At 70.0% G+C, this 23,317-nt stretch carries 23 protein-coding genes; 9 read left to right on the forward strand and 14 right to left on the reverse strand.

The window, feature by feature from the left end:
• Positions 1-7 precede the first annotated feature (7 nt).
• Positions 8-3,346, forward strand: a complete 3,339-nt coding sequence (carB, locus tag MU852_RS03195; protein ID WP_249750988.1) for a carbamoyl-phosphate synthase large subunit — start codon at positions 8-10, stop codon at positions 3,344-3,346.
• On the opposite strand, the gene MU852_RS17215 is transcribed toward carB, so the two are convergent.
• The 7 genes from MU852_RS17215 to MU852_RS03225 form a co-directional block, all read right to left on the reverse strand.
• The gene (locus MU852_RS17215) at positions 3,337-3,672 is read right to left on the reverse strand and encodes an ELM1/GtrOC1 family putative glycosyltransferase (RefSeq protein ID WP_347342366.1); all 336 of its coding nucleotides are present in this window, start codon (positions 3,670-3,672) and stop codon (positions 3,337-3,339) included. The two genes, carB and MU852_RS17215, sit on opposite strands and share 10 nt — an antisense overlap.
• On the reverse strand, positions 3,669-4,331 hold the full coding sequence (locus MU852_RS17220) for a mitochondrial fission ELM1 family protein (RefSeq protein WP_283843764.1): 663 nt from the start codon (positions 4,329-4,331) through the stop codon (positions 3,669-3,671). Before MU852_RS17220 ends, MU852_RS17215 begins: the two co-directional genes overlap by 4 nt.
• Positions 4,332-4,393: 62 nt before the next feature.
• Positions 4,394-4,867, reverse strand: a complete 474-nt coding sequence (greA, locus tag MU852_RS03205) for a transcription elongation factor GreA (protein ID WP_249750989.1) — start codon at positions 4,865-4,867, stop codon at positions 4,394-4,396.
• 142 nt (positions 4,868-5,009) lie between these two features.
• Positions 5,010-5,204 carry a hypothetical protein gene (locus MU852_RS03210; RefSeq protein ID WP_249750990.1) on the reverse strand — a complete coding sequence of 65 codons (195 nt, stop codon included), beginning with the start codon at positions 5,202-5,204 and terminating at the stop codon, positions 5,010-5,012.
• 43 nt (positions 5,205-5,247) lie between these two features.
• Positions 5,248-5,913, reverse strand: a complete 666-nt coding sequence (locus MU852_RS03215; RefSeq protein ID WP_249750991.1) for a glutathione S-transferase family protein — start codon at positions 5,911-5,913, stop codon at positions 5,248-5,250.
• A gap of 65 nt (positions 5,914-5,978) precedes the next feature.
• A complete protein-coding gene (locus MU852_RS03220; protein ID WP_249750992.1) occupies positions 5,979-6,188 on the reverse strand; it encodes a cysteine protease in 210 nt (69 codons plus the stop codon).
• Between the two features lie 83 nt (positions 6,189-6,271).
• Positions 6,272-7,594 carry an amidohydrolase gene (locus tag MU852_RS03225; RefSeq protein WP_249750993.1) on the reverse strand — a complete coding sequence of 441 codons (1,323 nt, stop codon included), beginning with the start codon at positions 7,592-7,594 and terminating at the stop codon, positions 6,272-6,274.
• A 126-nt stretch (positions 7,595-7,720) separates the two neighbouring features.
• Here MU852_RS03225 and MU852_RS03230 point away from each other — a divergent pair, with 126 nt between their 5' ends.
• Together MU852_RS03230 and MU852_RS03235 are read left to right on the forward strand one after the other, a co-directional pair.
• Positions 7,721-9,010: a dicarboxylate/amino acid:cation symporter gene (locus MU852_RS03230; RefSeq protein ID WP_249750994.1), complete on the forward strand. Its 1,290-nt coding sequence runs from the start codon at positions 7,721-7,723 to the stop codon at positions 9,008-9,010.
• A gap of 24 nt (positions 9,011-9,034) precedes the next feature.
• The gene (locus tag MU852_RS03235; RefSeq protein ID WP_249750995.1) at positions 9,035-10,057 is read left to right on the forward strand and encodes a mechanosensitive ion channel family protein; all 1,023 of its coding nucleotides are present in this window, start codon (positions 9,035-9,037) and stop codon (positions 10,055-10,057) included.
• Between the two features lies 1 nt (position 10,058).
• Here the strand turns inward: MU852_RS03235 and MU852_RS03240 are convergent, their stop codons facing one another.
• Positions 10,059-10,814, reverse strand: a complete 756-nt coding sequence (locus MU852_RS03240; protein WP_249750996.1) for an alpha/beta hydrolase — start codon at positions 10,812-10,814, stop codon at positions 10,059-10,061.
• A 34-nt stretch (positions 10,815-10,848) separates the two neighbouring features.
• On the opposite strand from MU852_RS03240, the gene MU852_RS03245 reads away from it, so the two are divergent.
• Complete coding sequence (locus tag MU852_RS03245) at positions 10,849-11,940, forward strand: FecCD family ABC transporter permease (protein WP_249750997.1); 1,092 nt, start codon at positions 10,849-10,851, stop codon at positions 11,938-11,940.
• The gene (locus MU852_RS03250) at positions 11,937-12,713 is read left to right on the forward strand and encodes an ABC transporter ATP-binding protein (protein ID WP_249750998.1); all 777 of its coding nucleotides are present in this window, start codon (positions 11,937-11,939) and stop codon (positions 12,711-12,713) included. Before MU852_RS03245 ends, MU852_RS03250 begins: the two co-directional genes overlap by 4 nt.
• Before the next feature lie 4 nt (positions 12,714-12,717).
• Here MU852_RS03250 and MU852_RS03255 read toward each other — a convergent pair whose 3' ends face one another.
• Genes MU852_RS03255 through MU852_RS03280 form a run of 6 tightly spaced genes read right to left on the reverse strand, consistent with a single transcriptional unit; the run spans position 12,718 to position 18,844 of the window.
• On the reverse strand, positions 12,718-13,572 hold the full coding sequence (locus MU852_RS03255; RefSeq protein WP_249750999.1) for a class I SAM-dependent methyltransferase: 855 nt from the start codon (positions 13,570-13,572) through the stop codon (positions 12,718-12,720).
• A gap of 14 nt (positions 13,573-13,586) precedes the next feature.
• Positions 13,587-14,708, reverse strand: a complete 1,122-nt coding sequence (locus MU852_RS03260; protein WP_249751000.1) for a YncE family protein — start codon at positions 14,706-14,708, stop codon at positions 13,587-13,589.
• 24 nt (positions 14,709-14,732) lie between these two features.
• Positions 14,733-15,650 carry an ABC transporter substrate-binding protein gene (locus tag MU852_RS03265; protein WP_249751001.1) on the reverse strand — a complete coding sequence of 306 codons (918 nt, stop codon included), beginning with the start codon at positions 15,648-15,650 and terminating at the stop codon, positions 14,733-14,735.
• A 29-nt stretch (positions 15,651-15,679) separates the two neighbouring features.
• Entirely contained in the window at positions 15,680-15,856 is a 177-nt protein-coding gene (locus tag MU852_RS03270; RefSeq protein WP_249751002.1) for a hypothetical protein, read from the reverse strand.
• Positions 15,857-15,866: 10 nt separating this feature from the next.
• Complete coding sequence (locus tag MU852_RS03275; RefSeq protein WP_249751003.1) at positions 15,867-16,787, reverse strand: alpha/beta hydrolase; 921 nt, start codon at positions 16,785-16,787, stop codon at positions 15,867-15,869.
• Positions 16,787-18,844, reverse strand: coding sequence for a TonB-dependent receptor domain-containing protein (locus MU852_RS03280; RefSeq protein ID WP_249751004.1), 2,058 nt, complete (start codon positions 18,842-18,844; stop codon positions 16,787-16,789). The genes MU852_RS03275 and MU852_RS03280 overlap by 1 nt, the downstream gene beginning before the upstream one ends.
• 196 nt (positions 18,845-19,040) lie before the next feature.
• On the opposite strand from MU852_RS03280, the gene MU852_RS17225 reads away from it, so the two are divergent.
• The 4 genes from MU852_RS17225 to chrA all read left to right on the forward strand — a co-directional run bounded on the left by MU852_RS17225 (position 19,041) and on the right by chrA (position 23,256).
• Entirely contained in the window at positions 19,041-19,595 is a 555-nt protein-coding gene (locus MU852_RS17225) for a Plug domain-containing protein (protein ID WP_283843765.1), read from the forward strand.
• Complete coding sequence (locus tag MU852_RS03290) at positions 19,504-21,075, forward strand: TonB-dependent receptor domain-containing protein (RefSeq protein ID WP_283843766.1); 1,572 nt, start codon at positions 19,504-19,506, stop codon at positions 21,073-21,075. The genes MU852_RS17225 and MU852_RS03290 overlap by 92 nt, the downstream gene beginning before the upstream one ends.
• A 537-nt stretch (positions 21,076-21,612) precedes the next feature.
• Positions 21,613-21,822: a hypothetical protein gene (locus MU852_RS03295; protein ID WP_249751005.1), complete on the forward strand. Its 210-nt coding sequence runs from the start codon at positions 21,613-21,615 to the stop codon at positions 21,820-21,822.
• A gap of 141 nt (positions 21,823-21,963) precedes the next feature.
• Entirely contained in the window at positions 21,964-23,256 is a 1,293-nt protein-coding gene (gene chrA / locus MU852_RS03300; RefSeq protein ID WP_283843767.1) for a chromate efflux transporter, read from the forward strand.
• Positions 23,257-23,317 lie beyond the last annotated feature (61 nt).

Here is a 23,317-nt window from a genome sequence, read left to right on the forward strand (position 1 = left end):
GGCTCCCATGCCCAAGCGCACGGACATCCAGTCCATCCTCATCATCGGCGCCGGCCCGATCGTCATCGGCCAGGCGTGCGAATTCGACTATTCCGGCGTGCAGGCCTGCAAGGCGCTGAAGGCCGAGGGGTACCGGGTCATCCTGGTCAACTCGAACCCCGCCACCATCATGACCGACCCGGAGGTGGCCGACGCCACCTATATCGAGCCGATCACGCCCGAGATGGTCGAGAAGATCATCGTCAAGGAAAAGCCCGACGCCCTTCTGCCCACCATGGGCGGTCAGACGGCGCTGAACACCGCCCTGGCCCTGCATGAATCGGGCGCGCTGGAGAAGCACGGGGTCGAGATGATCGGCGCCAAGGCCGAGGTCATCGACAAGGCCGAGGACCGCCAGAAGTTCCGCGACGCCATGGACAAGCTGGGCCTGGAGAGCCCCCGCTCCAAGGCCGCCCATTCGATGGAAGAGGCGCTGGAGGGGCTGGAGTTCGTCGGCCTGCCCGCCGTGATCCGCCCGTCCTTCACCCTGGCCGGCACCGGCGGCGGCATCGCCTATAACCGCGAGGAGTTCGAGGAGATCGTCCTGCGCGGCCTGGACCTGTCGCCCACCACCGAGGTGCTGATCGAAGAGTCCGTGCTGGGCTGGAAGGAATACGAGATGGAGGTCGTCCGCGACACGGCGGACAACTGCATCATCATCTGTTCGATCGAGAACGTCGATCCGATGGGGGTCCATACGGGCGATAGCATCACCGTCGCCCCTGCGCTTACGCTGACCGACAAAGAATATCAGCGGATGCGGACCGGCTCGATCAACGTCCTGCGCGAGATCGGCGTCGAGACCGGCGGATCGAACGTCCAGTGGGCGATCAACCCCGCCGACGGCCGCATGGTCGTGATCGAGATGAACCCGCGCGTGTCGCGCTCGTCCGCCCTAGCGTCCAAGGCCACCGGCTTCCCCATCGCCAAGGTCGCGGCGCGCCTGGCCGTGGGCTATACGCTGGACGAACTGCAGAACGACATCACCCAGGTCACGCCGGCCAGCTTCGAGCCGTCGATCGACTATGTCGTCACCAAGATCCCGCGCTTCGCCTTCGAGAAATATCCGGGGTCGGAGCCCCTGCTGGGCACCTCGATGAAGTCCGTGGGCGAGGTCATGGCCATCGGCCGGACCTTCCAGGAATCGATGCAGAAGGCCCTGCGCGGTCTGGAGACGGGCCTCAACGGCTTCGACGAGATCGAGATCGACGGCGTGGCCGGCGCCGAGGACGACGCCGCCGCCCGCGCCGCCGTGGTCCGGGCCCTGGGCGTCCCCACCCCCGACCGCATCCGCGTCATCGCCCAGGCCTTCCGCCACGGCCTGACGGTGGAAGAGGTCGCCGCGGCCTGCGCCTATGAGCCGTGGTTCCTGCGCCAGATCGCGGACATCGTGCGCGAAGAGGGGCATATCCGCGTCCGGAGCGCGGACCTCCAGGTCCGCACCGGCGAGACGAAGGCGGACGTGGACATCCGCGCGCCATTGTTCCGCAAATGGAAGGCGATGGGCTTCTCCGACGCCCGGATCGCAAAGCTGACCGGGACGACCGAGCGCGAGGTCCGCACCCTGCGCCGTTCGCTGGGCGTCCGCCCGGTGTTCAAGCGCATCGACACCTGCGCGGCCGAGTTCGCCAGCGCCACCGCCTATATGTATTCGACCTACGAGACCGGCGTCCTGGGCCAGGTCCCCGAGTGCGAATCCGAGCCGTCGGACAGGAAGAAGGCCATCATCCTGGGCGGCGGGCCGAACCGGATCGGCCAGGGGATCGAGTTCGACTACTGCTGCTGCCACGCGGCCTTCGCCTTCGACCAGATCGGCGTCGAGTCGATCATGGTCAATTGCAACCCCGAGACCGTCTCGACCGACTACGACACCTCCGACCGCCTGTATTTCGAGCCGCTGACGGCCGAGGACGTGCTGGAGCTGATCGAGGTCGAGCGGTCGAAGGGCGACCTGATCGGCTGCGTCGTCCAGTTCGGCGGCCAGACGCCGCTGAAGCTGGCCCATGCGCTGCAGGAAGACGGCATTCCGGTGCTGGGAACCTCGGTCGACTCCATCGACCTGGCCGAGGACCGCGAACGCTTCCAGCAGATGCTGGAGGGGATCGGCCTGCGCCAGCCGCCGAACGGCCTGGCCCGCAGCGCCGAGGAAGCCGCCGCCGAGGCCGACCGCGTCGGCTATCCCGTGGTCCTGCGCCCCTCCTACGTCCTGGGCGGACGGGGCATGATGATCGTCCACGACCGCGAGCAGCTGGACCGCTACGTCCATGAGGCCATGCGCGTCTCGGGCGACGATCCCGTCCTGATCGACCACTATCTGAACCGCGCCACCGAGGTTGACGTCGACGCCCTGTGCGACGACGAGACGGTCTTCGTCGCCGGCGTGCTGGAGCATATCGAGGAAGCCGGCGTCCATTCGGGCGACAGCGCCTGCTCCATGCCGCCCTACTCCCTGTCCGCCGAGACGGTCGCCGAGCTGAAGCGCCAGACCACCGAAATGGCCAAGGCCCTGAAGGTGCGCGGCCTGATGAACGTGCAGTTCGCCATCGAGGAGCCGCACGGCGAGAACCCGCGCATCTTCGTGCTGGAGGTCAACCCGCGCGCCAGCCGCACGGCGCCCTTCGTGGCCAAGACCATCGGCCAGCCGATCGCCGCCATCGCCGCCAAGGTCATGGCCGGCGTTCCGCTGTCCTCCTTCGGCCTGACGGACAAACCTTACGACCATATCGCGGTGAAGGAGGCGGTCTTCCCCTTCGCCCGCTTCGCCGGCGTCGACACCGTGCTGGGGCCGGAAATGCGCTCGACCGGCGAGGTCATGGGCCTGGACTGGAAGCGTGACGGCGAGGCCGACATGGCGCCCGCCTTCGCCCGCGCCTTCGCCAAGTCCCAGATCGGCGGCGGCACCACCCTGCCGACCTCGGGCTGCGCCTTCATCTCGGTCAAGGACGAGGACAAGCCCTTTATCCTGGATGCGGCCAGGACCCTGCTGGCCGAGGGCTTCACCCTGATCGCCACGGGCGGCACCCACGCCTATCTGGTCGAACAGGGGCTGGAGGTGGGCCTGGTCAAGAAGGTGCTGGAAGGCCGCCCGCACATCGTCGACGCCATGAAGAACGGCGAGGTCCAGCTGGTCTTCAACACCACCTCGGGCAAGCAGTCGCTGCAGGACAGCTTCAGCCTACGCCGCACCGCCCTGATGATGAAGATCCCCTACTACACCACCACCGCCGGCGCCCTGGCGGCGGCCCAGGCCATCGGCGCCATCAAGGCCGGCGACCTGGATGTGAAGGCGATCCAGGCCTACGCCTGAGCCGCCATCGCCTCCAGCACCGCGCGCGCGGCGCGGTCGGTCTCCGCCAGCGGCTCATAGGTCCAGGGCGTCAGCGCCCCGTCGAACGGGCGCGCGGCGCCGTGGGACCGAAGGTCGGCGTGCAGGCGGGCGAACTTGCCCGCAGGCTTCAACGGGACCATCGGCAGGACATGGACCGGCTTGCCGGTCGAGGCGGCCTCGGTCGCCATGTTGGCGCTGTCCTCGGTCACCAGCACATGGTCGGCGGCGTTCAGGAAGGCGAACAGGGGATTGTCCCCCTGCCCGTCCCAGATCCAGCCCGGCAGCGGCGACAGCCGCGCCGTTATCGGGCCCTGGCGGCCTCGGGCGTGCGGCGCGAGAAGGTCAGCAACAGCGAACCGCCGACCGCGTCCACGGCGCGCGCGATCTGATCGGCCAGGGCGGCGGCGTGGGCGTCAGGCAGATCAAAGGCCTTGGACCGACCGCCCACGAGAACCGCCACGTGCGGATGCGGCAGGCCCGCCAGCCGGTCCGCGAAGGCCGGCGCCGCCTCGGCCAGCCTTGCCGGCGTGATGCGGTGCGGCGAGCCGGTGATCTCGAACACGTTATCGCCCGACAGGCCGTCGTGCGCCGGCGCCACCACCATGCCGAACCGCCCCAGCGCCCAGCGGGGATCCTGGGTCTGGACCACGAAGGTCCGCCCGCCGCTCCAGCGCGCGACGCGGACGGATAGCGGCAGGGTCGCCCGGCCGGTGGCGATCCACAGGTCGGGCCACGGCGGCGTCAGCTTGTCGGAGGACGGGTCGAGCATCGCCGACGTCTTCCACGCCGACGGCAGACGGTCGAACAGCGGCCGCCAGCGGATACGCTTCACGGCGATGTCGGCGGGGGTCAGCCGCTGCACGGCCTCGGCCAGGCCCAGCGCCTGGTTCTCGATCCCCGCGCGGCCGTCGGAAACGACCCAGATGGACAGAGGATTGGAGCGGCCCTGCGGGGCCGCCCCCACCCGGTCGCTGGCGCGACCACCCTCCCCGGACGGGGAGGGAGAGACGTTCGGGCGCGGCGCCCCTACTTCCACTCGACCTTGAGGATTTCGTAGGCCTTGACGCCGCCGGGGGTGTTCACCTCGACCACGTCGCCGACCTCCTTGGAGATCAGCGCGCGCGCGATCGGCGAGGCGATGGAGATCTTGCCCTGCTTCACGTCGGCTTCGTGTTCGCCGACGATCTGGTAGCGGCTCTCTTCCTCGGTGTCCTCGTCCACGACAGTGACGGTGGCGCCGAACTTGACCTGTTCGCCCGACAGTTTGGAGACGTCGATCACCTGGGCGCGGCTCAGCTTGTCCTCGATCTCGGCGATCTGGCCCTCGATCCAGCCCTGGCGCTCCTTGGCGGCGTGATACTCGGCGTTCTCGGACAGGTCGCCGTGCTCGCGCGCCTCCGAAATGGCGGAGATGACGCTCGGCCGTTCGACCGACTTCAATTGCTTCAGTTGATCGTCGAGGACGCGGTAGCCCTCGGCCGTCATCGGCACTTTTTCCATTGGTGTCGTGATTTTCTGGTTTCGCCCGGAGACAGGGAATGGGTACGCGACAATAGAAAAGGCCGCGGGGCGGGCGCGGCCGGGCGAATAAGCTAGGGCGCCGGCGGGCGAAACTCAAGAGCCTCGCCCGAATCCCGACGCATCAGGCCTGGGATGTCGGCGCGCCGCCGCGATGGCGAACGCGCTTGATCAGGCTGTAGGCCAGCCATCCCAGGGCGGCCAGGCCCAACCCCATGAACAGGGCCGACGCCACGGCGGCGCCGGCGGCCATGAAGGCGAGAACGAAGGCCACGGCCGCCAGCAGCCCAGCCACGATTTGGACGGTGTACAGTTTCATGCCCTGTTAACGCCTCGCCCGCCCCGGGGTTGCCTGGGGCGGATCACGCGTAGGTGTAGGCCCCGCCCCGCTCCAGCGCCCGCTGGTAGGCCGGACGGGCGTGAATGCGCTCCAGGAAGCCTTTCAGATTGGGCCTGGCGGCGGCGTCGAAGGCGCGGTCCGCCCCCGCCTCCACCGGAAAGCTCATCATGATGTCGGCGGCGCTGAACTCGTCGCCCGCGAACCAGGCGCTGCGGCCCAGCTCAGCCTCCCAATAGTCGACATGGGCCTGGGTCTGGGGATCGACGAAGCTGGTCTGCGCCTTGGCCGCGATGCTGTTGACGATCGGCTTCATCAGGGCCGGGCTGCGACGCGGCAGCATGGAGAACACCAGCTTGAGCAGCAGCGGCGGCATGGCGGACCCTTCCGCATAATGCAGCCAATAGGTGAACCGACGCCCCGCCTCGGTGCCTGCGGGCGGACGCAGCCGACCGCGGCCATAGGTCTCCAGCAGATATTCGACGATGGCGCCGGTCTCCGCCACGGTGACGTCGCCATCCTGGATGACCGGCGATTTGCCCAGCGGGTGGATGGCCTTCAGCTCGGGCGGCGCCAGCCGGGTCCGGGGGTCGCGCTCATAGCGTCTGACCTCGTAGTCGAGACCCAGTTCTTCCAGCAGCCACAGCACGCGCTGCGACCGGCTGTCGGCGAGGTGGTGGACGATGATCATGGCCGTGCTCCGTTTGACGCCTGCTATAGCCCGGCCGTGCGCGCTTCCCCACCCCCGCCGGCCTGTCAGCTGGGGCGACGGCCGCTCCAGCGGGCGCGCGGCGCCGGGCGCGTCTTTTGCGGCTTGGCCTGCGGGGTCGCGCGTCGGCTGCGCCAGACCTCATAGGCCAGGGTCGCCAGCGCCAGCTTGCCGGCGTGGCGGCCCGCCATCCGGCGACCGCCCTTCGACAGCAGCAGCCCGCCGACCAGGGGAACCAGCTTGTGCATTCGGATCATGGAAATCTCTCCTTCGCCGCACAGAACGCGCAGGCGTCGCCGGCGTTCGCCGGGTGCGGCGACAGGGCGAGGCGGCGAACGCCTCAGACGCGCGGGGCCAAGGCCTCGACCGCGGTGACCGTCGCTTCCACGCCCGATCGGACGGCCGGCTCCGGCTCGATCCGGAACAGCGGGGAATGATGGCTCGGCGCGGTGTCGACCTGGCCCGCGGGGGTGCCGCCCACGGCGAAATAGACCCCCTCCACCCCGGTTTCGGGCGTGATGAAGTAGGAGAAGTCCTCGGCTCCCATGCCTTCGCGCGGCTTGTCCACCACCCGGTCGGCGCCCAGGCCGGCGATCAGGGCGTCGCGCACCCGCTGGGCCGAGGCGGCGTCGTTGACGGTCGGCGGCGTCGTCTCGACCGTCGAGCGCGTGACCGTCGGCAGTTTGTCCTCGGGCACGCCCAGGGCCAGGGCCGTGCCCCGCGCCACCCGGTCGACGCCGTCCAGAAGCTGGGTCCGCACCTCGGGGTCGTCGGACCGCACCGTCAGCTGAAGATCCACCGTCTCGGGGATGATGTTGTGCTTTATCCCGCCGTGGATCGACCCCACGGTGATCACCGCGCCCTGCAGCGGATCCACCGTGCGGCTGACCACGCTCTGCAGCGAGACGACGATCTGCGAGGCGATCAGGACCGGGTCGATCCCCTTGTGCGGGCTGGCCCCGTGCGCGCCCACGCCATGAACGCGGATGTCCACGCTGTCGGAACTGGAATAGGCCGCCCCCAGCGGCACCACCACCTTGCCGGACTCCAGGCCCGAGGAGACGTGGAAGGCCACGGCGTAGTCCGGCTTGGGGAACCGCTCGTACAGCCCGTCCTGCATCATGGCCCGGGCGCCGAAGATGCGCTCCTCGGCCGGCTGGCCGACCAGGACCAGCGTCCCGGACCAGCGGTCGCGACGCGCCGCCAGCTGGCGCGCCGTGCCGATCAGGGCGGTGACGTGCACGTCGTGGCCGCAGGCGTGCATGACCGGCTTTTCGACCCCGTCGCTGTCGACCTGACGCGCGCGCGACGGATTGGCGACGCCCGAGGCCTCCTCGATCGGCAGGCCGTCCATGTCGGCGCGGACCAGGATGGTCGGGCCCTGGCCGTTCCTCATCACCGCCACCACGCCGTGACCGCCGACGCCGCGCGTGACCTGGTAGCCCAGGGCCTCCAACTGGTCGGCGACGACGCCCGAGGTGCGGACCTCCAGGCCCGACAGTTCCGGGTGCTGGTGGAAGTCGTCGAACAGGGCGGCCAGGTTGGCGTCGTAGTCCGCCTTCACCGCCGCCTCCAGGGCCGCGTCCTGGGCCGCGTCCTGGGCGAACGCCCCGCCCGCCTGAAGCGCCGCCGCCGCCGCCAGAACCGTCCAGAGCCTGCTCATCGTCCTCGTCCCCCGAAATGACCCTGCGGCAGACTGCGACGGGCGGCCACGCTTGGCAACGGCGCTGAAGGCGTCGGCGAGCAGGTTTCGCGAGCGCGGGCGCGAAAGCGGTGCTAGCGGTGGGCGATGACCCGATCCCGCGTGGCCGCCTTCTTCTCTTCCCTCAGCTTCTTCGTCATAGCCGCCCTCGTGGCCGGGGTGGCGGTCGGCGCCCTGGCGCAGGAGGCGGACGCGCCCGTGGCGACCGCGGCTCTGGAGGCCGTCGAAGCCCTGGGCCAGGTCTGGTTGAACGCGCTGCGGATGACGGTCATCCCGCTGGTCTTCAGCCTGCTGGTCACGGGCATCGTCGCCATCGCGGACGCGGCGGCGACGGGGCGGCTGGCGATCCGGGCGCTGATGGTGTTCGCGGTCCTTCTGATCGGGGCGACGGTCTATGCGATCCTGGCGGGACTGGGGCTGCTGGCGCTGTGGCCCATCGACCCGGCGTCGGGCCAGGCGCTTCTGGCCGGCGTGCCGGCGGAGGCCGCCGCGACGGTGGGCGAAGCGGCCCACGCCGACGGCCTGCGCGCCTTCCTGACCAGCCTGGCCCCGGCGAACGTGGTGTCGGCGGCGGCGACGGACAGCGTGCTGGGCGTGGTGGTGTTCGCCATCGCGTTCGGCTTCGGCGCGACGCGGATCAAGGCGGACCTGCGCCGTCCCATGGCGACCTTCTTCGAAGGCGTGGCCGAGACGATGGTGGTCATCGTCCACTGGGTGCTGCTGGCCGCGCCGTTCGGGGTGTTCGCCCTGGCGCTGGGCGTGGGCCTGCGGGCCGGGCTGGGCGTGGCGGGGACGCTGGGCCACTACGTCGCCATCGTCTGCCTGAGCCAGATCGGCCTGATCGCCGTCGTCTATGTCGTCGCCATCGTCTGGGGCCGCGTCTCGCCCGGCCGGTTCGCGCGCGCCGTCGCCCCGGCCCAGGTGGTGGCGATCTCGACCCAGTCGTCCCTGGCCAGCCTGCCGGTCATGGTCGAGCGGGCGCGCGACGGGCTGGGCGTGCCCCAGACGACGGCCGGCCTGGTGCTGCCGCTGGCCGTCGCCGTGTTCCGCATCACCAGCCCCGTCGCCAACCTGGCGGTGTGCCTGTACGTGGCCCAGTTGTATGGCGTGTCCTTGAGCCTCGGCGCACTGATCGCCGGGGGGCTGACGGCCGTCGCCGTGTCCATCGCCTCCGTCGGCCTTCCCGGACAGGTCAGCTTCTTCGTCGCCATCGGGCCGATCTGCCTGGCGATGGGATTGCCGCTCGGCGTCCTGCCGCTGCTGCTGGCGGTGGAGGTCATCCCCGACATCTTCCGCACCGTGGGCAACGTCACCGCCGACCTGGCCGCGACCCGCATCGTCAACGGCCCGGACGAGGCGGTCCCGGCGGAACCTTGACCGTTCGCCACGCGCTGTTGAGCCATGAACCCGATCACGACGTTCGACCTGTCCAGGTTCGAGCACTCGTCCCTGACACGCTTCGCGGGCGCCAACATCACCGTCGGCGGCCTGATCAGCGCGGCGGTGATCCTGGCCGGCGCCTTCGTGCTGAGCTGGATCGTGACGCGCGCCCTGCGACGCGTGCGCGAACGCTCGGACCGCAGTCGGCAGGTGGTCTATCTTCTGGAGCGGCTGGCCAGCTACGGCATCATCGTCTTCGGCGTCATCTCGGCCCTGTCGGCGGCCGGCCTGAATCTGTCGTCGCTGGCGGTCTTCGCCGGCGCCCTGGGCATCGGCGTGGGCCTGGGGCTTCAGGGGGTGGTCAAGGAGTTCGTCTCGGGCCTGTTCCTGATTTTCGACCGGATGGTGTCGGTCGGGGACTATATCGAGATCGAGGACATCGGCATCCGCGGCGCCATCATGGAGATCGGCCCGCGCGCCCTGCGCGTGCGCACCAATGACAACGTCAACGTCCTGGTCCCCAACTCGCGCCTGATCGAACAGCCGGTGACCAACTGGACGCTGAAGGGCGACACCCGGCGCATCCACATCCCCTTCTCGGTCGCCTATGGCGCCGACCGGGGCAAGGTCCGCGACGCCGTGCTGGCCGCCGCCCGCGCCAGCCCCTTCACCCTGCCCGAGACCGAGGCCCGCAAGAGCCAGGTCTGGCTGGTGTCCTTCGGCGACAAGGGCCTGGATTTCGAACTGCTGGTCTGGCCGACGCGCGATGCGGTCAAGCGGCCGGCGGCCATGCACGCGGCCTACACCTGGCTGGTGGCCGACGCCCTGGACGAGGCGGGCATAGAGGTGCCCCTGCCCCAGACCGACCTTCGCATCCGCAGCGCCTTCGGCCTGGAGGGCGACGACGCTCTGCGCCGGCTGGGCTACGGCAAGGGGCCCGCGCCCCGCGCCCCCGCGCCCGCCGGCCGCGCCCCGTCCGCCAACGACGCCGCCGAGGACGTGGCCCGCCCCGCCGACATCGAGCCTTCGCCCGACAAGACGTGACTCAGGCGCCGCTCGCGTGGCGCAGCGTCTCGGGGATCAGGGCGAACGGCGCCGAGCCGTGGTCGGCCCCGGCCGCCATCCTCAGGCGCGGGACGTGGCCTTCGCCCCCCGCTTCGGCCGCCCAGGCCTCGATCCGCCTCCGCATGTCCCGGCCCGTCTCGCCTTCGCCATAGCCCAGCAGCAGGCGATCGTCGGCGTTGTCGACGGCGGGCGTGCGCCACCACAGGGACGGACTGAGGCTGATCCAGCGCGCGAACAGGTCGGGACGCCGCGCCAGCGTCTCCAGCACGAACAGGCCGCCCAGCGAATGGCCGATCAGCGCGCGTCGGTCGCCGTCCAGCGGCGCGGCTTGCGTCGCGGCGGGCCACGCCTGCTCGACTAGGAATCGTCTAAACGCCTCCGCGCCGCCGGACGGCCGCGTCCAGTCCGGCTCGGGACAGGGCGTGTCCGTGAAGTCCAGCGCGCGCGCGTCCTCGACCGAGCCTTGCGTCTCGTCATGGAAGACGCCGATCACCGCCAGCGGCCGCACCCCGGTCTTCTCCGGCCGCGTGGCCAGGGCCGATGCGGTCGCGGCGACAGCCAGGAACAGCCGATGCCCGTCCAAAACTGTCAGCGACGTCCATCCATCGGGCGGCGGCGGCCCATCGGGCAGGGAAACGGCCACGCGGTAACGGCGGCCCGCCGGCGTCTCCAGCAGCGGCCGCATCCACTGGCGCTGAGGTTGAAAGGGCGTCCACGGCGATGTCGGATCGAGCATGGCCTTTCCTAGCCCATTCCGTCGCGGTGTTGTAATGCGACGCAATCCCAATCCCAGGCGCCATGACCGTTTCGATTTCCGCCCCTCCCCGTCCGACGCCCTGACCGACCATCGCCGCAGCCAGGCGAGGCGACGCCTGGTCCTGGTCGTGCTGGCGCTGGCCTGCCTGGCCGCCCTGACGCTGGACGTGATGACCGGCCCATCCTCCATGCCTGTCGGACGCATCCTGGCGGGCCTGGTCGATCCCGGCCGGCTGAGCGCGCCCGAGGCGGCCATCGTCTGGGGCATCCGCCTGCCCTCGGCCCTGCTGGCGGTCCTGGTGGGCGCGGCCCTGGCCCTGTCCGGCGCCGAGATGCAGACCGTGCTGAACAATCCGCTGGCCAGCCCCTTCACCCTGGGCGTGTCGTCGGCCGCCTCGTTCGGCGCCTCGCTGGCCATCGTGCTGGGGCTGGGCCTGCCGTTCGTCCCGGCCGATGCGGTGACGACGCTGAACGCCTTCGTCTTCGCCTTCGGGTCGGTGCTGCTGCTGCAGGGCCTGGCCCGGGCCCAGCGCGGCGGGGTGCAAAGCGTCGTCCTGTTCGGCATCGCCCTGGTCTTCGCCTTCAACGCCCTGACCGCCCTGGTTCAGTTCGTCTCGTCCCAGGAGGCGCTGCAGCAGCTGGTGTTCTGGACCATGGGCTCCCTGTCGCGGGCCAGTTGGCGCGCGGTCGCCTTCATGGCCGCCGTCGTGGTCCTGGCGGCGCCCTTTTCCCTGTGGTCGGCGCGGGCGCTGACGGCGCTGCGTCTGGGCGAGGACCGGGCCATGAGCTTCGGCGTCGACGTGGGGCGCCTGCGGTTCCTGGCCCTGCTGCGCGTCAGCCTGCTGTCGGCGACGGCCGTGGCTTTCGTCGGCGTGGTGGGCTTCGTCGGCCTGGTCGCGCCCCATATCGCCCGCCTGCTGGTGGGCGAGGACCACCGCGTCTTCCTGCCCGCCAGCCTGCTCAGCGGCGCGCTGCTGATGTCGCTGGCCTCCACGGCGGCCAAGGCCCTGGTTCCCGGCGCCCTCTTGCCGGTCGGCATCGTCACCGCCGTGATCGGCGTGCCGGTCTTCCTGCTGCTGATCTTCCGCAACGGAGCGCGCGGATGAGCGCGCCCCTGCACATCCAGGGCCTGGGCGCCGGCTATCGCGACCGCGCGATCCTCCAGGGCCTGGATCTGGCGCCCCTGCCCGCCGGACAGGTGGTGTCGCTGGTCGGGCCGAACGGCGCGGGCAAGAGCACCCTGCTGCGCGCCGTCGCCGGCCTGATCCCCGCCTCGGGGTCGGCGCGCCTGGGCGATGTGGAGCTGAACGCCCTGTCCATCGGGGAACGCGCGCGTCACGTCGCCTATATGCCCCAGACCCTGCCGCAGGACGTGGCCCTGACGGTGCTGGAGACGGTGATCGCCGCGCTGGAAGCCTCGCCCCTGGACGGCCCGCCGCGCGGCGCGGCCGAGGCGGCGATGGCGGTGCTGGAGCGCGTGGGCGCCGCCGAACTGGCCGGGCGTCGCCTGGACCGCCTGTCGGGCGGCCAGCGCCAGATCGCGGCCCTGGCCCAGGCCATGGCGCGCCAGCCCCGGGTGCTGCTGCTGGACGAGCCGACCAGCGCCCTGGACCTGCGCCATCAGCTGGAGGTGCTGACCCTGGCGCGCGACTATGCGCGGGAAAGAGCCGCCGTGGTCGTCATGGTGCTGCACGACCTCCAGGCCGCGGCGCGCGCCTCGGACCATGTGGTCGTGCTGGCCCAGGGGCGTCTTCGCGTCGAGGGACCGCCGGCCCAAGCCATCACGCCCCAGGTGCTGGCCGACGTCTGGCGGGTGCGCGCGCGGGTCGAGCCCTGCGCCCGGGGCCAGCTTCAGGTAATGGTCGACGCGGTCCTGTGAGGCCTCAGGCCCTTTGCGCCGTCACGATCCAGGCCGCGCCGTCGATCACGACGCCTTCGGGCGCGACCTTGCGCGCAAAGGCCTGACGCACCGCGTTCAGCGCCTCTTGTCGGACCGGCTCGGGCTGATCGGCCAGGGCGCGGCTCAGCGGGCCGACCTGCACCGCCAGGTCGACGGCGTCCTCCGTCGCATCCTCGGCCGTGTCGCCCTCGCCGAACAGGATGGGGTGATCGAAGGGCGTCAGCCGGATGTCCGTCCAGCCTGCCTGACGCAGTATCCGCTCGACCCGCGCGGCGTCGCCGAAGGAGAAGGGCCCCGGCGCCTCCAGATCGGGCGGCGGCGGAGGGGGAACGATGTCGCGGATCGCGGTCATCGGCAATCGCGTCCAGTCATTCTCGCCCGCGGCCCGCCAGCAGACGAAGACGAGGCGACCGCCGGGTCCGACCGCCTGAAGCAGATTGGCGAAGGCCGCCTCCGGTTCCGGGAAGAACATCACCCCGAAGCGCGAGACGATACAATCGAACGCCGCCTCGGGCTCGAACGTCGCCGCGTCGGCCAGCTGGAACCGGACGGGCAGGTCCAGGGTCGCCGCCTGCCGTTCCGCCAGCGCGACCAGCGCCTCGGACACGTCCAGGCCCAGCACCTGGCCGGACGGGCCGACCGCCCGGGCGCAGTCGAAGGCGCTGGCGCCCGCGCCGCAACCGACGTCCAGCACCCGCTCGCCGATCGCCGGGGCGGCGGCGGCGAGCAGGGCTTCGCCAAAGGGCCGCAGCATCCGGTCGAGCCGCGCCTGGTTGGCGACCCAGCGGTCGCCGTTCGAACCGTTCCAGTCGAACGGACGCGCGGGCGCGGCGGACACGGCGGGCCTCTCGGTCAGGGACGGATCAGGGTGACGGTGTCGCCCGCCGGATCGACCGGCGCCGGCGTGCCGGCCGGGGCGTTGCGCGGCAGGCCCCGCGCCTTGTTCGTCACATAGACGGCGTTGGTCGCGGGATCGATGGCGATGGTCTGGGGGAAGGTGCCCGTCTGCAGATTGGCCAGGACGGCGTAGTCCGCGCCGCCGACCACCGTGACCGTGCCCGCCTGACGGTTGGCGACATAGATCTGGTCGACGCCAGGGTTGTAGGCGACGCTCAGCGCCCCCTCGCCCGTCGGCGTCTTCTTGATGATCGCGCCGTCTGCGGCGTTCATGACGGTCAGGTCGCCGGAGCCCTGGCTGGCCACGAACAGCCGCCCGCCGCGCGCGTCGAAGGCGACGTTGGTGGGCCGCTCGCTGCCGGTCGGCCAGCGGCCGGTCGCCTCGCCCGTCGCCAGGTCGATGGCGGCGATGTCGCCCGAGCTCATGCCGGTCACGAACAGGCGGTTGTTCTCGACGTCCAGCGCCGCGCCGGTCAGGCCCCCGACAGGAACGTCGATCTTGCGCTCAAGGGTGTTGGTCGCGCCGTCGATGACCCAGACCTGGTTCGGGCGGCTCGCATCCCCGGCCTCGCCGCCGACGATGGTGACATAGACCTTGTTGCGTCGTTCATCGACGACGGCCTCGCGCACGTGGGCGGAATCGTCGTCGCCATCGGTGATGTGGGCCACCACCTGGCCGGTGCGGACGTCGACCGCGTCCACCGAGCCCGAACGGGTCGCGGTGCCGTACAGGATCTGGGTGCGGCTGTTGAAGCCCAGGCCGTACAGCGGATTGGCCGAAACGTCGATCGCCGCCCCCGGCGTCAGGTCGGCGTTCAGCCGCGCCACGGCGCCGCGCGTCTCGCCCCGCGGGCCGACCGCGGCGACCAGCACGGTGCTGTCCGCCGGATTGAAGACGATCTGATAGAGGCCGCCCGGCTCGACCTTGACGGACTTGACCACCGTCGGCGCGGCGGCGCGGGCCGGGGCGGACGCGGTTGGGGCGGTCGGGGCCTGAGCCTGCGCCTGCGCCAGGGCGGGAAGCGCGACGGACGCCAGCAGGGCGGCGGTCGCGGCGGCGAAACGAAGGGTGTTCATCAGCTTGCTCCTATCCGGGGAAGGTCAGGCGGTCTTCAGGTCGGCCCAGTAGTCGCCGCGATAAGGCACGGCCAGGAAACGACGGTTGATCTCGTCCAGCGTGGCGCGGGGATCCAGGTCGACGAACAGGTCGGGATGGATCCACTTGGCCAGAACCTCGACCGCCACCACGTCGATGGGCGAGTTGATCAGTTGGTGCGACAGGCCGTGGGCGCGACCTTGGCGCACCGCCTTCAGGGTGGATATGCCCGCCCGGCCCGCCACGCGGCGCAGGCCGGCCTGCGACTGCTCGGCCGTGAAGTCCGGCCCCACCACGAAGCCGCCCGCCTTGGCCAGGTGCGGCCCGCCGGTGGCGATATAGACGTCGGGATCGCGCTGGATGACATATTCCAGGTTCAGCTTGCCCGTCGGCTGGTCCAGCACGTCGGCGCCGATGTTGCGGCCGCCGACGAAGGCGATGTAGTCGCCGATGTTGCCCTTGCCCGGAGAGGCGCAGCAGTCCGGGCTGATCATCGCATGAGGCTCCAGGAAGACGGTCGGGCGGCGGTCTTGCGGGATCGCGGCGACCTTGGCGGCGATGGCGTCCAGCCGGGCGGCCTTGAAGGCGTTGAAGGCGTCCGCCTGCGCGCGCCGGCCGATCAGGTCGCCTAGCAGCGCCAGGCTGCGCGACTGGTTCTGGAAGGGGTGCGAGAAGAAGTCGATGAAGGCCACCGAGACGCCGGCCGCCTCCAGTTGCGCGGCCTGGGCGTCGGTCGGGCCGGAGCCCAGCGACACCACCGCCGTCGCCGGCCCCGCCGCCAGCACCGCCTCGGCGTTGAAGGCCTGGCCGGACTGGGCGATCTTGGGCACGTCGGGCAGGGTCGGGAACTTGTCGACGAAGGCGCGGTACATGTCCGGGCTGATGCGATTGACGTCCCCGCTCCACGCTGCCAGCAGCGACACCGGGTCCGGATGGATCAGCGACAGGGCGATCAGGTGCGGCCGTCGTCGATGCTCAGCTTGCCGCCGGGCGGCAGGGCGCGCACGGCCCGGTCGCGCAGGTCGGTCAGCCCCTCGCCGCCCGCTGACGCCTCGTCGCGCCGACCGCAGGCCGACAGCAGCGCCAGGCCGCCGAGGCCGCTCAACAGGATGCGTCGGGACGGGTTCATTCGCACTTCCTCAGGCCGCCGACGCGACGCCGGCGATGGACAATAGGGCGCGCTCCAGCGATGCGCCCAGCATGGGGCCGTGGCCGAGGCCGGGCAGTTCCTCGTAACGCGCGGTCACGCCCGCCGCCTCCAGCCGCTCGGCCAGGGTGCGGATCGCGCTGGAGGGCACGGATGACCACATGGGATGGGTGCGGCGGCCGGCCGAGCGACCGGCGACCTCCTCCCCGCCGCTCATCAGCGTCAGGCGCAGCCCCGCCGGGGGCGGCGCGGCCAGGAACGGGTCGACCTCTTCCAAGACCGATCCGTAGTTCCACCACAGGGACGGGCTGGCGGCGTAATAGGCGTCGAAGGACGCGGGCCGGGTCAGGGCGGCGTGCAGCACGCACAGGCCGCCGTAGGAGTGGCCCCAGATCGCGCGCCGATGCGGATCCAGCGCCGCCCGGCCCTGCGCCGCCTGGGCGATCTCGCCCTCAAGGACGTCCAGGAAGGCGTCCGCTCCGCCGCCGGGGCGTCCCGCCGGGTCGGCGACAGGCCGGCCGTCGGGCGCGGCGGGCGTATAGTCCAGGGCGCGCGCCAGGACGTCGAACTGCCGGTCGCCCTCGTAGCCGACGGCCACGATGACGGGCGGGTCGCCGGCGTCGAGCCGCGCCAGCAGCGGCTCGCTTATCCGGGCCAGGGCCGCGTCGCCGTCCAGCAGATAGACGACCGGATAGCCCTGCGCCGGCGGCGCCTTCTTCGGCGTGGCGATCCGCACCCGATACAGCCGCGCTCCATCCCGCGAGGGCACGCTCAGGTGTTCGAAGCCGTAGTAGGCGGACCCTTCCTCGGCCACGGTCGGTCCCGCCGGCGCCTGTCCGCGCGCCTGGCTCATCGCCGGCGCGGCGATCAGGGCCAGCAACGCGGCGATCACAATGACGCCCGGTCTCGCCATCAGAATTCGTAGTTCACGCCGATCCAGCCGCGACGGCCGTCGCCCTGGAAGTCGTAATCCGCCACGTCGATGTCCTCGTCGGCCAGGTTATAGACGCCCAGCTTCACGCTGACCGCCGGCGTCACCCGCCAGTTCGCGCCGATGTCGATGGTGGTGTAGCTGGGGTAGCGACGTCCCACCTGGGTCGAACCGTTCAGGACGGGCTCGCCGTTCGAGCCGACGCGCAGGCCCGCGTTGATCTCCTCGCCGTGGTAGTTGACGGCGCCCCACAGGTTCAGGTTCGCCGCGGCGTCGTAGTCGGCGCGGATGTTGGCCATGTGCTCGGGCGTGCGCGACAGCGGCAGGCCGGCGTAGGTCCCCGACTTCTGCTCGGAGTCGGTGTAGGTGTAGCCCGCCTTCAGGCCCAACGCCGCGAACGGCCGCCACCGCCCCGACAGCTCCACCCCCTGCAGTTCGGCGTCCTGCAGATTGTACCAGTAGTACAGCCGGTAGTTCGGATTCTCGCTCCAGCGCGCAATGGAGCCGTCCTCGTTATAGACCAGGGCGCTGTCGATCTTGTCCTTGAACTCGGTGCGGAAGACCGTGGCGCTGGCGGACAGGGTCCGCGACGGGTTCCACAGCAGGCTGACCTCGTAGTTGGTGCTGGTCTCCGGCACGATGTCCGGATCACCGATGATGACGCCGCAGGTGCCCGTCGGCCCGACGGTGCAGGTCGCCCCGCCGGTGGTGTAGGCGTAGCCTTCGGCGACCCGACGCAGTTCCGGCGCGCGGAAGCCGGTCGAGATCCCGCCCTTGATCGTCCACGCCTCCGAAGGCGTCCACACCGCATACAGGCGCGGGCTCCAGTGCGAGCCATAGCGTTCGTGATCGTCGAACCTCAGCCCGCCGGTCAGGGCGAACTGCGGGCTCAGCCGCCATTCGTCCTCGACGAACAGGGCCCGCTGCCAGACCTCGAAGGTCTGCGCCTGACGCGGATCGACCCCCGGGTTCACGTCGCTAAGCTGGTTCTCGATGTACTGGCCGCCCACCACCAGCTGGTGGTCGCCCAACGGCGTGCCTTCCAGGGGGATGTTGAACAGGGCGTCATAGACGGTGTTGGTCAGCTCCGGCGCGCGGACGTTCTTGACGAAGTCGCCGCTGCTCATGGCGTAGTTCTCGCGCGTCGTCTCCTCGCGCAGCACCGAGAGCTGGCTGGTCCCCCAGTCCCAGCGCCCGTTCCAGCTCAGCGAGCCGGCGGTCCGGTCGTTGGTGTTGTAGTTGGCCGCGGCCGTGGCGGCCAGGGTCCCGCCCGGGTTGAACTCGCGCTTCACGTCGGTGCGGTCGACCTGCGCCAGCACCTCGTGGTCGGCGTTGGGCGTCCAGGCCAGGCGGCCGGTCAGGTTCCAGTCCTCGGCCCCGCCGACGCCGCCCAGGATGGCGTCCTCGTCGCGCTGGTAGGACCGACCCCAGATCTGCGCGCCCAGCACGCCCTCGACCAGCGGACCGGCCAGATAGCCCTGAACCTGGCTCCAGTCGCCGCTGTCGCCGTCCTCCTGGGCCACATAGTCCGCCCCGATGGAGCCGCCCCACCGCACGGGAACCTTCTTGGTGATGATGTTGACCACGCCGCCGATCGCGTCGGAGCCGTACAGCGACGACATCGGCCCGCGCACCACCTCGATCCGTTCGATGGCGCCGACGGGCGGCGTGAAGCTCTGCTCCAGGCCGGCGTTGCCGTTGGTGCGGCTGTCGCGGGTCGACTGGCGCTTTCCGTCGACCAGCAACAGGGTGTAGCTGCCCGGCAGGCCGCGGATGTAGATGTCCTGGAAGTTCGATCCGCCGCTGACCGACACGCCCTCCACGTCGCGCAGCGCATCGGTCAGGTCGGCGTTGGGGCGGTTGGCCAGGGTTTCCGCCGTGACGATGGAGATCGACGCCGGCGCCTCGACCACGCGCTGGGCCCGCGTCGAGGCGGTCACGACGATGTCGTCGACCTGCGCCGGTCCTCCGGTCTGCGCCATCGCCGCCGTGGGCAGCGTCAGGGCGGAAAAGGCCAGAAGGGACAGGCGGCGGCGCATGATGACGGATCTCCTGAAAGACAAGGCCGCCGGACTAGTGCGAATGGTTATCAAAAGCAATGGCCCTTCGCCAGGAACCTTCGCTTTTCCGCTCCGCAACACGCGCGTCTGGTCTGCCCGAGCCTCCGTCCAAGCCGCTTGACGAGCCGTGATGTTATCTCATAACAAGTCAACTTCGCTTTCGAAGGTCTCCCCCATGCGCCGCCTCCCCGTGTCTCGATCCCTCCTTCTGGCCGCCGTCGGGTCGTCGGTTCTCGCCGGCGCCGGCGCCGCCGCCGCCCAATCGACGCAGACGCCCACCCAGGTCGACGACATCATCGTCACGGGGGCGCCCTACGGCGTCAGCCAGCGCGCGGCGGTGATCGCCACCGACGTGCTGGACGAGGAGACCTTGGCCACCGCCCCGGCCGCCTCGCTGGGCGATCTGCTGAACGGCCGTCCGGGCGTGCGCTCCACGGACTTCGCGCCCGGCGCCAGCCGCCCCGTGATCCGCGGCCTCAGCGGCCCGCGCGTCCAGGTGCTGACCAACGGCATCGGCCTGATCGACGCCAGCTCCGTCTCCCCCGACCACGCCGTGGCGGCCGATCCTGGAATCCAACCGCATCGAGATCATCCGCGGCCCGGCCACCCTGGTCTATGGCGGCTCGGCCATCGGCGGGGTGGTCAACATCCTGGACGACCGCATTCCCACCAAGATGCCGGAAGGCGGGATCGACGGCGTGGTGTCGGCCCAGGCGTCCAGCGTCGATGACGGCCGGGGCGGCTTCGCCCGCGTCACGGCCGGCGCCGGCAACTTCGCCTTCAACGTCGATGCGGTGAAGCGCAAGACCGACGACTACGACATCCCCGCCCCGGCCATGTCCCAGCGCCTGGCCGACCGCGAAGGCGTCGAACGCGAGGACACGGGCTCCCAGCCCAACAGCTACACCGACCTGGAGGCCTGGGGCGTCGGCGGTTCCTACATCGGCGACAAGGGCTTCGGCGGCCTCTCCTACAAGGAGACCGACAGCGAATACGGCACCGTCGCCGAAGAGAACGTCTTCATCCAGCTGCACCAGGAGCGCTGGGACGCGCGCGGAGAATACCGCTTCGACGACGGCCCGTTCTCGGCCGTGCGCGGCTCCTACGGCCATGCGAAATACACCCACACCGAGTTCGAGGATGTCGGCGAGCCCGGCACGGTGTTCAACTCCGACGGCTGGGAAGGCCGCGCCGACCTGGTCCAGCGCGAGCGCAACGGCTGGAACGGCGCCGTGGGCGTCCAGGCCCTGTCGCGCACCTTCGAGGCCATCGGCGAGGAGGCCTTCGTGCCCACCGTCGATATCGACGAACTGGGAATCTACACGGTCCAGCGCCTGGATCGCGGGAACCACGGCTTCGAGGGCGGCCTGCGCTACGACCGCCGCGAGCTGAAGGGCACGCCCATCGGCGGCGACAGCGAACTGAACCGCGAATTCGACAACTGGTCGGCGTCCGCCGCCGCCTTCCTGCGCCCGGCCAAGGGCCTGTTCCTGGGCCTCAGCGTGGCCCACAACGAACGGGCGCCCAGCGAGGTCGAGCTGTTCGCCGACGGCGTGCACATCGCCACCGCCGCCTATGAGACCGGCGACGTGAACCTGGACACCGAAAAGGTCACCACGCTGGAAGGCACGGCCCACTACGACAGGGGCCGCTTCTCGGGCGACCTGCACGTCTATCATTCCTGGTACGACGGCTTCATCGACGAGCGCCCGACCGGCGAGGAGTTCTATTTCGACGAGGAGGACGAATACTTCCCCGTCTATCAGTTCACCCAGACCGACGCGAAGTTCTACGGTTTCGAGGCCGAGGGCTCCTACGCCGTCTGGCAGGACGGCGACCGCACCCTGTCGCTGGAAGGCGCGGCCGACTATGTCCACGCCGAGACCGATTTCGGACCGGCGGCGCGCATCCCGCCCTACTCCGTGACCGGCCGCCTGGCCTTCACCTCGACCCGCTTCGACGCCAGCGCCGAGGTCCGCCACATCGGCGAGCAGGACCGCGTGGCCAACGAGTTCGAACTGCCCACCGACGACTACACCCTGCTGAACTTGTCGGCGGCGGTGCGGCCCTTCGCCCAGCAGGACGTCACCCTGTTCGCCGAGGCCCGCAACCTGACCGACGAGGAAGCCCGCGAGCACGCCTCCTTCCTCAAGGACATCGCGCCCCTGCCCGGCCGAAACCTGCGAGTCGGCGTCGCCTACCGGTTCTGACCCGACCTTCGCCCGCCGTCCCTGTCGAGACCCCCTGTCCGACAGGGACGCGCGGCGCCCTCCCGTCCCAGGCGACGCGCCGCGCCCTTACGACACCCGGCCTGAGTGAACCGACCCGTGGGTCAGACCTTCAACGGATCGACGCCGTCGCCGTCACTCCCACTCGATTACTCAGATTTCGGTAAGGCCCTGAGATAAATGGCTTTATCGAAGCGGCTCTACGAGCGCACCGGCTTATCAACCGATTAATCACGCTAGTCTTGAAAACATTGAACAAATAAGCCGATGTAAAAACTGCGTGATCGCGCGATGTTTCGAGACGTATTGACAATCTCGATTTCCGATCAACGATCGATTCCCGCACGTTCACTTGCCGCCTCTAGAATAGCATAGTCAGAGCCTCCATCGCCATCGCTGACGCTGCGCTTCCCTCCAAGGTCGTCAGCCACACTCGCGTCCAGCTTCGCACTCCAGACCAGGCTTCACGAGAAACTCATTCTTCCGATCTAGGGTCGGCGACTTGCCAGGAGCCTCTCAATGAAACCGTCTCGTTTCCAGCTTCAATTCAGCGATATGCTGATCGGTGGGTCAATCGTCGCCGCGATCTTGTGGGTCGGCCTCGGCGTTTCCATTGGTCATGAGGCGGAAGCCGCGCGCTTGGCGGCGATTGCAGCGCTTCCGGCGTCACTAGGCGTCTGGCTTCGCTTGGGGCGTCTCAAGGCCGAGACGAACGAAGTCACCGGCTGAGGCTCCCTACCCGCAAAGCGCTGTCCCCAGCACCGCACAAGTATGCCAGGCGCACCCCGCCGGGCTGCGCGATCGGCTTGCCAAGTTATCCCTGATGGCCGATGACTACGGCTCCGGGGCGACGCGGGCTCCCGGCGACAGATGGCTTTCGTCATCCAAGACCCGCTCAAGGCCATGCGTCAGGCGCGTGGTTTCGAGCGCATGGATGGAAAGATGATAGAAGCCCCCTCCCCTGCACCCAGCAAGTCGGACGTGGGTCCGCCCGAGATGGGCTACGGCAAACTCTTCCTGATTTTCCTCGGTTTCGGCTTCATGGCCTGGGGCGGGCCGGTCGCCCAGATCGCGATGATCCGGCGTGAGCTGGTGGAGGCGCGGGGCTGGATATCCAGCGATCGTTTCAATCGGCTGCTGGCCGTGATGCAGGTGCTTCCAGGACCCGAGGCGCACGAGTTGTGCGTGCACCTGGGCATGCGCGCCAAGGGACGGATCGGCGGCCTTCTGGCCGGCCTCGGCTTCATGGCGCCGGGCTTCGTGCTGATGCTGCTGTTGTCCTGGGCGTACTTCGCACTGGATATGGAAGGCACTCTAGTCGGCGCCGCCTTCCTGGGGGTCCAGGCGGCGGTCATCGCCCTGATCGTGCGCGCTGTGCACCGGATCGGCGAACACGTTCTTCTGACCCTCAAACTTTGGGGTGTGGCGGCCGCTTGCGCCCTGGGCGCTCTGGCGGGCGCGCCGTTCTGGATCAGTCTGCCCGCGGCAGGTGCGGTGTTTGCGCTGTTTTCCCTGCGGCAGCCGATCTGGGCCGCTCTGGTCGGGGTCGGAGCGGCTCTCGCCTGCGCGGCTATCGTTCTACTCTCACCGGAAGATGTGTCCTCCGCGCAGGCTACGGTGGCGCAAAGCCCAGCCTCACTGCCGGCCCTGTTCCTTTCGGGACTGAAGGCCGGGCTCCTGACGTTCGGCGGCGCCTATACCGCCATTCCGTTTGTTCGCAACGACGCGGTTGGACAGGGTTGGATGAGCGACGCACAGTTCCTCGACGGCCTCGCGCTATCCGGCGTCTTGCCCGCGCCCCTCATCATCTTCGCCACCTTCGTGGGCTACGTCCCCGGCGGCCCGCTCGGGGCCGTAGCCATGACGGCGGGCGTCTTCCTCCCCGCCTTCGCCTTTTCCTTGCTGTTCTACGACCGGCTGGAGCAGGTGGTCGAGAACCCCCGCCTCCAGGCTCTTCTTGAAGGCGTAGCGGCGGGTGTGGTCGGTCTTATCGCGGCGACGACGCTGGAGCTTGGGAGAGACACCGCGACGCGCATCGATCCGCTCATCGTGGGCCTGGCGATCTTCGGCGCGGCGCTGCTGTTGCTCTATTTCTGGAAAAGCCGTTGGAACGTGCCGGTCTGCATCCTGGCGGCGGGCGCGGTGGGAGCCGCGCTGCTGTAGTCGTGCCGGGCGCCGGAGGGAGCCTGACCACACACCGACGCGACGATCCGGTCGTTGCGCC

Source organism: Brevundimonas albigilva (assembly GCF_023503965.1).
In the GTDB taxonomy this organism is placed as follows: Bacteria; Pseudomonadota; Alphaproteobacteria; order Caulobacterales; family Caulobacteraceae; genus Brevundimonas; species Brevundimonas albigilva.

What these genes read in the sequence shown, in the direction of transcription:
- carB (WP_249750988.1), top strand. Translation starts at nt 8, where the DNA reads ATGCCCAAGCGCACGGACATCCAGTCCATCCTCATCATCGGCGCCGGC.
- greA (WP_249750989.1), bottom strand. Translation starts at nt 4,867, where the DNA reads ATGGAAAAAGTGCCGATGACGGCCGAGGGCTACCGCGTCCTCGACGAT.
- MU852_RS03210 (WP_249750990.1), bottom strand. Translation starts at nt 5,204, where the DNA reads ATGAAACTGTACACCGTCCAAATCGTGGCTGGGCTGCTGGCGGCCGTG.
- MU852_RS03215 (WP_249750991.1), bottom strand. Translation starts at nt 5,913, where the DNA reads ATGATCATCGTCCACCACCTCGCCGACAGCCGGTCGCAGCGCGTGCTG.
- MU852_RS03220 (WP_249750992.1), bottom strand. Translation starts at nt 6,188, where the DNA reads ATGATCCGAATGCACAAGCTGGTTCCCCTGGTCGGCGGGCTGCTGCTG.
- MU852_RS03225 (WP_249750993.1), bottom strand. Translation starts at nt 7,594, where the DNA reads ATGAGCAGGCTCTGGACGGTTCTGGCGGCGGCGGCGGCGCTTCAGGCG.
- MU852_RS03230 (WP_249750994.1), top strand. Translation starts at nt 7,721, where the DNA reads ATGACCCGATCCCGCGTGGCCGCCTTCTTCTCTTCCCTCAGCTTCTTC.
- MU852_RS03235 (WP_249750995.1), top strand. Translation starts at nt 9,035, where the DNA reads ATGAACCCGATCACGACGTTCGACCTGTCCAGGTTCGAGCACTCGTCC.
- MU852_RS03240 (WP_249750996.1), bottom strand. Translation starts at nt 10,814, where the DNA reads ATGCTCGATCCGACATCGCCGTGGACGCCCTTTCAACCTCAGCGCCAG.
- MU852_RS03245 (WP_249750997.1), top strand. Translation starts at nt 10,849, where the DNA reads ATGCGACGCAATCCCAATCCCAGGCGCCATGACCGTTTCGATTTCCGC.
- MU852_RS03250 (WP_249750998.1), top strand. Translation starts at nt 11,937, where the DNA reads ATGAGCGCGCCCCTGCACATCCAGGGCCTGGGCGCCGGCTATCGCGAC.
- MU852_RS03260 (WP_249751000.1), bottom strand. Translation starts at nt 14,708, where the DNA reads ATGAACACCCTTCGTTTCGCCGCCGCGACCGCCGCCCTGCTGGCGTCC.
- MU852_RS03270 (WP_249751002.1), bottom strand. Translation starts at nt 15,856, where the DNA reads ATGAACCCGTCCCGACGCATCCTGTTGAGCGGCCTCGGCGGCCTGGCG.
- MU852_RS03275 (WP_249751003.1), bottom strand. Translation starts at nt 16,787, where the DNA reads ATGGCGAGACCGGGCGTCATTGTGATCGCCGCGTTGCTGGCCCTGATC.
- MU852_RS03280 (WP_249751004.1), bottom strand. Translation starts at nt 18,844, where the DNA reads ATGCGCCGCCGCCTGTCCCTTCTGGCCTTTTCCGCCCTGACGCTGCCC.
- MU852_RS17225 (WP_283843765.1), top strand. Translation starts at nt 19,041, where the DNA reads ATGCGCCGCCTCCCCGTGTCTCGATCCCTCCTTCTGGCCGCCGTCGGG.
- MU852_RS03295 (WP_249751005.1), top strand. Translation starts at nt 21,613, where the DNA reads ATGAAACCGTCTCGTTTCCAGCTTCAATTCAGCGATATGCTGATCGGT.
- chrA (WP_283843767.1), top strand. Translation starts at nt 21,964, where the DNA reads ATGGCTTTCGTCATCCAAGACCCGCTCAAGGCCATGCGTCAGGCGCGT.